The organism is Streptomyces sp. NPDC057474, assembly GCF_042802555.1.
GTDB lineage: Bacteria > Actinomycetota > Actinomycetes > Streptomycetales > Streptomycetaceae > Streptomyces.
The window spans coordinates 1-8,933 of the sequence record NZ_JBHVDX010000315.1 but is presented as its reverse complement, the minus strand read 5'-3'; the positions used below and the strand labels follow the sequence as shown (position 1 = coordinate 8,933).

Here is an 8,933-nt window from a genome sequence, read left to right as displayed (position 1 = left end):
GTGTCGGTGGACTGGGCGCCGGTCTTCGAGGGACTGTCGCCGCGCCGGGTGGACCTGCCCACCTACGCCTTCCAACGCAGCCGGTTCTGGCTGGAGCCCGCGGTCCGGCAGACTGCCGTCGACGGGAGTCCGGGTTTGCACGACGACGGCTTCTGGAGCAGCGTCGAGAACCACGACCTGGACTCCCTCGCCGAGAGCCTCGGCATGGAGGACGTGCGTTCGCTGGCCGAGGTCGTGCCCGCGTTGTCGTCGTGGCGGCGCGACCGGATCAACCGCTCCACCCTGGACGGCTGGCGCTACCGAGTAGCCTGGCGGCCCAGCACCGGGCGACCCGCACGGGCCGCAGACCTCACGGGCACCTGGCTGGTCGTCGTCCCCGCAGGACACGAGGCCGACCCCCTCGTCCGGCAGGTGTCCTCAGCGCTCGAAGCGCGGTCGGCCGGAGCACGCCTCCTCGTCGCCGGGGGACCCGCCGCCGAACGCGACCGTATGGCCGACATGATCCGGCAGCAGACCGACGGCACCGAGATCGGCGGAGTGCTCTCGCTGCTCGCCCTGGACGAGTCCCCCTGGTCCGTGGAAGGCGTCCTGCCCACCGGCCTGGTCCTGACCGCCTCCCTGCTCCAGGCGCTCGGTGACGTCCGGCTCGACGCGCCCGTGTGGTGCGCCACGCGCGGTGCCGTCTCCGTCCACCGTCGCGACCGGCTGCACCACCCGCTCCAGGCGATGACCTGGGGTCTCGGCCGCATCGCGGCCCTGGAGTACCCCCAGCGCTGGGGCGGCCTGATCGACCTGCCCGACACGCTCGACGACCGTGCCGCCTCCCGGCTGGTCGACGGGCTGTCCGGGGCGCTGGAGGAGGACCACCTCGCGGTGCGCGGATCGGGCATCTTCGCCCGGAGGCTGGTGCGCGCCGGCGAGGGACCGCGCCCCGACGGCCGGTGGCAGCCGTCCGGCACCGTCCTCGTCACCGGAGGCACCGGCGGGCTCGGCCGGCACGTCGCCCGCTGGCTGGCCCGCGGCGGCGCCGAGCACCTGGTGCTCGCCTCACGGCGCGGACCGGCTGCCCCAGGCGCCGACGAACTCGTCGCGGAACTGGCCGAACTGGGCACCCCCGCGACGGTGGTCGCCTGCGACGTCGCCGACACCGACGCGGTACGGCGGCTCGTCGACGACCTGCCCGGCGGCGGCACCCTCACCGCGGTCGTGCACACCGCGGGCGTCATCGACGACGGCGTCATCGACGCCCTCACTCCACAGCGCGCACACGGCGTCATGCGCCCCAAGGCCGATGCCGCACTCGCTCTCGACGCCGCCACCCGCCACCTCGACCTGGACGCCTTCGTGCTGTTCTCGTCCATGGCCGGCACCCTCGGCGGCCCCGGACAGGGCAGCTACGCCGCCGCCAACGCCTTCCTCGACGCCCTGGCCGCCCGCCGCCGGGCCGAGGGACTCCCCGCCACCTCCGTCGGCTGGGGCACGTGGGCGGGCGGCGGCATGGTCGGGGAGGAGGTCGCCGAGCGGCTCCGCCGCGACGGTGTGCCCCCGATGGACCCCGACCTGGCCATGGCCTCCCTGCAGAAAGCCCTCGACCAGGACGAGGAGTTCCTGATCGTCGCCGACGTCGACTGGAAGCTCATCACGGTCCGCGCGTTCGCCGCGCTACGCGAATTCCCCGAGGCCCGCAAGGCCGTCGCGGCGGGCGGCGACGAGGAGAAGGAGGCCGACACCGCCGACAGGCCGCCGCTCGTGCGCCGGCTGGCCGCGCTGGCCCCCGCCGAGCGCCGCGCCGCGCTGCTCGCCGAGGTACGCGCGCAGGCATCCGCCGTCCTCGGGCACGCCGACCCCGACGCCGTCCCCGACGGGCGTGCCTTCCGGGACCTCGGCTTCGACTCGCTGACCGCGGTCGAACTGCGCAACCGGTTCGCCGAGGCCACCGGGCTGCGACTGCCGGTCACCCTCGCCTTCGACCACCCTTCCGCGAACGCCCTCGCCGCCCATCTGGACCAGGAGCTGTTCGACGCCGACGCGACCGCCGAACCCCTGCCGCAGCTACCGACGGCCGCCGTCGACGACGACCCCGTCGTCATCGTCGGCATGAGCTGCCGCTTCCCCGGCGACGTCACCTCTCCGGAAGACCTGTGGCGGCTGGTCGCCGAAGGCACCGACGCCATCACCCCCTTCCCCGCCGACCGCGGCTGGAACGTCGACAACCTCTACGACCCCGACCCCGACCGCACCGGCCACTCGTACACCCGGCACGGCGGATTCCTGCACGACGCGGCCGAGTTCGACCCTGCGTTCTTCGGGATCGCGCCCCGCGAGGCCGTCGCCATCGACCCGCAGCACCGGCTGCTGCTCGAGACATCCTGGGAAGCGTTCGAACGCGCCGGGATCGAACCCGACCGGATTCGCGGCGCCCGGGCGGGCGTGTTCATCGGCTCCAACTACAACGACTACGGCAGCCGCGCCCGCCGAGCCCCCGAGGAACTGGAGGGCTACCTCGCCACCGGCAGCGCCGGCAGCGTCGCCTCCGGCCGCATCGCCTACACCTTCGGCCTGGAGGGCCCGGCCGTCACCGTCGACACCGCCTGCTCCTCCTCCCTCGTGGCCCTGCACCTCGCCGCACAGGCACTGCGGTCCGGAGAGTGCGAACTCGCCCTGGCCGGCGGCGTCACAGTGATCTCCACCCCGGACACCTTCGTCGAGTTCAGCAGGCAGCGCGCCCTGTCGCCCGACGGACGCTGCAAGCCGTTCGCCGCCGAGGCCGACGGCGCCGGCTGGGCCGAAGGCGTCGGCCTGCTCCTGCTGGAGCGCCTCTCCGACGCCCGCCGCCACGGGCACCCCGTGCTTGCCACCGTCGCCGCGACCGCCGTCAACCAGGACGGCGCCTCCAACGGCCTGACCGCGCCCAGCGGACCGGCCCAGCAGCGCGTCATCCGGCAGGCGCTGGCCTCCGCCGGGCTCTCCCCGCAGGACGTGGACGCCGTGGAGGCGCACGGCACCGGCACCACCCTCGGCGACCCCATCGAGGCCCAGGCCCTGCTCGCCGTCTACGGCCAGGACCGGCCTGCCGAACGCCCGTTGTGGCTGGGCGCGCTGAAGTCCAACATCGGCCACACACAGGCCGCGTCCGGCGTCGCGGGCGTGATCAAGATGGTGATGGCGATGCGGCAGGGCGTCCTGCCGCGCACCCTGCACGCCGAGGACCCCTCCCCGCACATCGACTGGTCCTCCGGCGCCGTACGCCTGCTGCACGAGGAGCGTGACTGGACGCCCGGTGACACCCCGCGCCGCGCGGGCGTCTCCTCCTTCGGCGTCTCCGGAACCAACGCCCACGTCATCCTCCAGGAACCGGACAGCCCCGCGCCCGCGGATCCGCGCCCGGCCGACACACCCTCCGGGGCCCTGCCCTGGCTGCTGTCCGCCCGCGGCACCGCCGCACTGCGCGCCCAGGCCCGGCGCCTCCTCGACCACATCGCCGCCCGCCCGGAGGCGGAGCCGGCCGACCTCGCTCTGTCCCTGGCCACCACCCGCGCCCACCACTACGACCGGGCGGCCGTCGTCGCCGACGGTACCGACGCCCTCGCCGAGGCGCTCACCGCCCTCGCCGAGGGACGCGAGAACCCGCTCCTCGTCACCGGCCGGGCCCGCGGCGGCAGGACAGCCTTCCTCTTCTCCGGTCAGGGCGCCCAGCGGGCCGCCGCCGGCCGCACCCTGTACGAGCGGTACGAGGTCTTCGCCGACGCCCTCGACGAGGTCTGTGCCCACCTCGACGCCCACCTCGACCTGTCGCTGCGGGACGTGATGTTCGCCGAGCCGGGCACCCCGCAAGCCGCCCTGCTCGACCGCACCGCCTACACCCAGGCCGCGCTCTTCGCCGTCCAGATCGCCCTGTACCGGCTCCTGGAGAGTCTGGACGTACGGCCCGACGCGCTGCTCGGCCACTCCGTGGGCGAGATCGCCGCGGCCCACGTCGCGGGCGTCCTCACCCTGGAGGACGCCTGCCGCCTCGTCGCCGTACGCGGCACACTGATGGAGGACCTCCCGGCGGGCGGCGTCATGGTCTCCGTCCAGGCCGGCGAGGACGAGGTGGCCCCGCTGCTCGCCGCCCACGAGGGCCGGGTCGCCGTCGCCGCGCTCAACGGCCCGCTCGCCACCGTCCTGTCCGGCGACGAGAACGCCGTCATCGCGGTCGCCGCCGAACTGGCCGCCCAGGGCCGCAAGACGCACCGCCTCAACGTCAGCCACGCCTTCCACTCGCACCACATGGACGGCATGCTCGACGCGTTCGCCGCGCACACCGCAGAGCTCGGCCACGCCACCCCCACCGTGCCGGTGGTGTCCACCCTCACCGGACGCCCCGTCACCGCCGACGAACCCTTCGACGGCGCCTACTGGGTGCGTCAGGTCCGTGCGGGCGTCCGCTTCCGCGACGGGATCCGCGCCCTCGAGGAACAGGGCGTCACCACCTATGTCGAGATCGGACCGGGTGACGTCCTCACCGCGCTCGCCGGCGACTGCGTCGACGACGACGCCACCCTCGTGCCGACCCTGCGCCGGGACACCGAGGAGGGAGCGTCACTGACCTCCGCCCTGACCCGGCTGCACACCCATGGCCACCGCGTCGACTGGGACAGCTGGTTCGCCCCCACCGGGGCCCGCCGCACCGACCTGCCCACCTACCCCTTCCAGCGACGCACCTACTGGCTGGAGAGCACCGGCGCCGACACCACCCGCACCGACCTGGAACAGGTAGGCCACCAGCTGGTGACCGCGGCCGTCCCCCTCGCCGACAGCTCCGGAGTCGTCCTGACCGGAACCGTCTCCGTCCCGGACCGGCCCTGGCTCGCCGACCACGCGCTCGCCGGCCGCGTCCTCTTCCCCGGCACCGCCTTCCTCGACCTCGCCATGGAGGCATGCGCCCACGTCGGAGCCTCCCGCATCACCGACCTCACTCTGCGGACCCCGCTGGTCCTCCCCGAGCACGCAGGCGTCCACCTCCAGGTCGCGGTCGGCGCACCCGACGGCGACGGCAACCGAGCCCTGACCGTGCACTCCCGGCCCGCCACCGGCGGCGACACCGCCCAGGACCCTTGGACCCGGCACGCCGAGGGCACCCTCAGCGACACCCCGGCAGCCGCCGCCGCACCCCTTGCCGCCGCCTGGCCGCCGCCGGCCGCCACACCCGTCGATGTGACCGGCCTGTACGAGCGCATCGCCGAGGGCGGCTTCGCCTACGGTCCGGCCTTCCGCGGCCTGCGCGCGGCCTGGCGCGACGGTGACACCGTGTACGCGGAGATCGCCCCCGAGGACGGCGAACACCTTCAGGGCACCGACCGCTTCCGCGTGCACCCCGCCCTGTTGGACGCGGCCCTGCACACGGTGGCTCTCGCAGCCGCCGACGACACCGGCACGATCGTCCCGTTCACCTTCTCGGACGTCACCGTGCACAGCGCCGGATCCACCGCCCTGCGCGTCCGTCTCGTCCCGGCCGCCGAGGAGCACACCTACCGGGTGACCCTCCTCGACGGAGCGGGAAACCCGGTCGCCGACATCGACGCCCTCGCCCTGCGCCCCGTCGACACCGGCGCGCTGCCGGCCGCCCCCGGCCGCGGGGCACTGCACCGGATCCGCTGGACACCCGTCGCCCTCGGCGCACCCCCCGCCGGCCCACGGCACCTCGTCGGCAGCGCCGTCCCGCCCGCCGCACCGGCACTCGCGGACGCCGTCCACCACGCCGACGCCGCCGCGCTCCTGACGGCCGTGGCCGACACGGTCGTACCCGCAACCGTCCTCGCCGCACTGCCCGACACCGGCGAGGACACCGATCTCGCCGTCGCCGCCCGGTACACCTCCCACCACGCCCTCGGCCTGGTCACGGACTGGCTCGCCCACGACGGCCTCGCCGGCTCCCGGCTGGTGGTGCTCACCCGGCACGCCGTCAGCACCTCACCCGACGACGCGCCGCGCACCGATCCCGCCCAGGCGGCCGTCTGGGGCCTGATCCGTGCGGCACGCGCCGAGAACCCCGGCCGCTTCGCCCTCGTCGACCACGACGGCAGCGCGGCCTCGCTCGCCCTGCTGCCCGCCGTACTGGCCCTGGGCGACAGCGAGATCGCCCTGCGCGACGGCACCGCACTCACTTCCCGCCTCACCCGCACCACCCCGGCGGACACACCCGTCGGCACCACGGCGGGCACACCCGGCGACGGCACCGTCCTGGTCACCGGAGCCGGCGGAGTCCTCGGTCGGCGGATCGCCCGCCACCTGGTCACGGCCCACGGCGTCCGCTCCCTGGTGCTGGCAGGGCGACGCGGCGCCGCCGCAGACGGCATGGCCGAACTCCACGAGGAACTCACCGGCCACGGCGCCCACGTGACCGTCGCGGCCTGTGATGTCGCCGACCGTGCCGCCCTGACCGCACTGCTCGACGGCATCCCCGCCGACCGTCCGCTGACCGCGGTCGTCCACACAGCCGGCGTCCTGGACGACGGCATCGTGCAGTCCCTCACCCCCGAGCGCGTCGACACGGTGCTGCGCGCCAAGGCCGACGCCACCGTGCTGCTGGAGCAGCTCACCCGCAACACCGGCGCCACACTCCTGCTGTTCTCCTCGCTCGCGGGGACACTCGGCGGTGTCGGCCAGGGCAACTACTCGGCGGCCAACGCCTTCCTCGACGCCTTCGCCGCCCGCTGCGCCGCGCGCGGACGCCGCGTCCAGTCCCTCGCCTGGGGCCTGTGGGCCGAACGCAGCGGCATGACCGGCAAGCTCGGCGAGGCCGACCTGCGCCGCATCGCCCGCAGCGGATTGCGCCCGATGGACACCGCCGACGCGCTCGCCCTGCTCGACGCCGCACTGCGTTCCCCGGAGCCCTGGTACGCGCCCGCCGACCTCGACCCGGCCAACCTGCGCGCCTCCGACGGCTCCGTGCCCGACCTCGTCCGCGACCTCGTCGGGGCCCGCACCCGACGCCCCGCCGCCCAGGCGGCCGCCACACCCGCGGCGCCCGCCGAGGGTGAGCTGCGCGCACGCCTCGCCGCACTCGCCCCGAGCGCCCGGCACGACGCCGTCCTGGACGCCGTGCTAGCCCAGGCCGCCCTGGTCATCGGCCATGACAGCCCCGACTCCCTCGACCCCGAAGGAGGCTTCCTCGACAGCGGGTTCAACTCACTGACCGCCGTCGAGCTCCGCAACCGCATCGGTGCCCTCGCGGGCGTACGACTGCCCGCGACGCTCATGTTCGACCACCCCACGCCGCAGCGGCTCGCCGCGCATCTCCTGGAGCGCATCGCCCCCGCCGACCTGCCCGCCGCGTCCCCGGTGCTCGACCAGCTCGACGCACTGGAGGCCCAGCTCACCGGATCGGCGGTGGACGCAGTCCTCCACGACAGGCTCCGCAGCCGACTGCACGGCCTGCTGGCCCGGCTGGACGGCGTCCCGGCGCCCACCGCGACCGCCGACACCGTGGGAACTCCAGCGGCAGGGGCGTCCGTCGACGAAGTCTCCGACGACGAGCTGCGCGCCTTCCTGGAGGGCGACCTCGACTAGGCCTGAACCGACAGGCCGGGTCGTCAGGGCCCTGACACGTCGTCCGGGCCCTGACGATCACCACCTCCCACCCACCACCTCCCACCCACCACCTGGATGGAACAGTGAAGGCTCTCGTGCTCGCGGGGGGATCCGGTACGCGACTGCGACCGATCACCCACACCTCAAGCAAACAGCTGGTCCCTGTAGCCAACAAACCGATCCTCTTCTACGGCCTCGAAGCCATCGCCGCCGCGGGCATCACCGACGTCGGCGTCATCGTCGGCAGCACCGCCCCGGAGATCCAGGCCGCCGTCGGCGACGGCTCCGCCTTCGGCCTGGACATCACCTACATCCAGCAGAGCGAACCCCTCGGGCTCGCCCACGCCGTCCTCGTCGCCGAACCCTTCCTCGGCGACGACGACTTCGTCATGTACCTCGGAGACAACTTCGTCCTCGACGGCATCAGCGACGTCGTCGACGAGTTCCGCAAGGACCCGCCCGACGCACAGGTCCTCCTCACCCGCGTCGGCGACCCGACGGCCTTCGGTGTCGCGGTCACCGACGACCAGGGCAACGTCGTCGACCTCGAGGAGAAGCCCCGCAAACCGCGCAGCGACCTCGCCGTCGCCGGCGTGTACCTCTTCACGACCGCCGTCCACGAGGCCGTCCGGGCCATCCGCCCCTCCCCCCGGGGAGAACTCGAGATCACCGACGCCCTCCAGTGGATGATCGACCAGGGCATGACCGTGCGCTCCACGGTCATCACCGGCTACTGGAAGGACACCGGCAACGTCACCGACATGCTGGAGGTCAACCGCACCCTCCTGGAGCGCCTCCAGCCCCGCGTCGACGGCTTCGTGGACGAGGAGAGCGAGATCATCGGACGCGTCCGGATCGAGGCGGGCGCCGAGGTCCACCGCTCCCGCATCGTCGGCCCCGTGATCATCGGTGCCGGGAGCATCGTCACCGACTCCTACATCGGTCCCTCCACGTCGGTCGCGGAGAAGTGCCGCATCTCCCACAGCGAGATCGAGTACTCCATCGTGCTGCGCGAGTCGTCCTTCGACCGCATCCGCCGCGTGGCCGCATCCCTCGTCGGACGCAATGTCAAGGTCACCCTGGCACCCCGGCTGCCCGCCACCCACCGCCTCGTCATCGGCGACCACGGGCAGGTCCAGATCTCCTCATGAACCCGATCCGCCTGCTCGTCGTCACCGCCGTCGACGCCGAACGCGACGCCGTCGCGCGCGGCCTCGGCCCCACCGCGCCGGTCCGCTGCCCCGGTCTGCCGGGCCGCGAGATGATCAGGATCAACCCCCCCTCGGGCAGCACCGGCCAACGCGTCACCTGCGGACCGTTGCCCGTCCGGCACCAGCCGTTGAGCGCGGACCTGGTGGCCG

The 8,933-nt window shown here is 74.1% G+C and carries 2 protein-coding genes and 1 pseudogene; all 3 read left to right on the top strand.

Annotated elements, in window-relative coordinates; all coding sequences use genetic code 11:
• Positions 1 to 48: 48 nt before the first annotated feature.
• The gene (locus ACFU53_RS44075) at positions 49 to 7,551 is read left to right on the top strand and encodes an SDR family NAD(P)-dependent oxidoreductase (RefSeq protein WP_384005522.1); all 7,503 of its coding nucleotides are present in this window, start codon (positions 49 to 51) and stop codon (positions 7,549 to 7,551) included.
• A 104-nt stretch (positions 7,552 to 7,655) separates the two neighbouring features.
• A complete protein-coding gene (locus tag ACFU53_RS44070) occupies positions 7,656 to 8,723 on the top strand; it encodes a glucose-1-phosphate thymidylyltransferase (protein WP_384005520.1) in 1,068 nt (355 codons plus the stop codon).
• A pseudogene (locus ACFU53_RS44065) lies at positions 8,720 to 8,933 on the top strand (hypothetical protein); the annotation flags it as partial. The gene ACFU53_RS44070 and the pseudogene ACFU53_RS44065, both read left to right, overlap by 4 nt.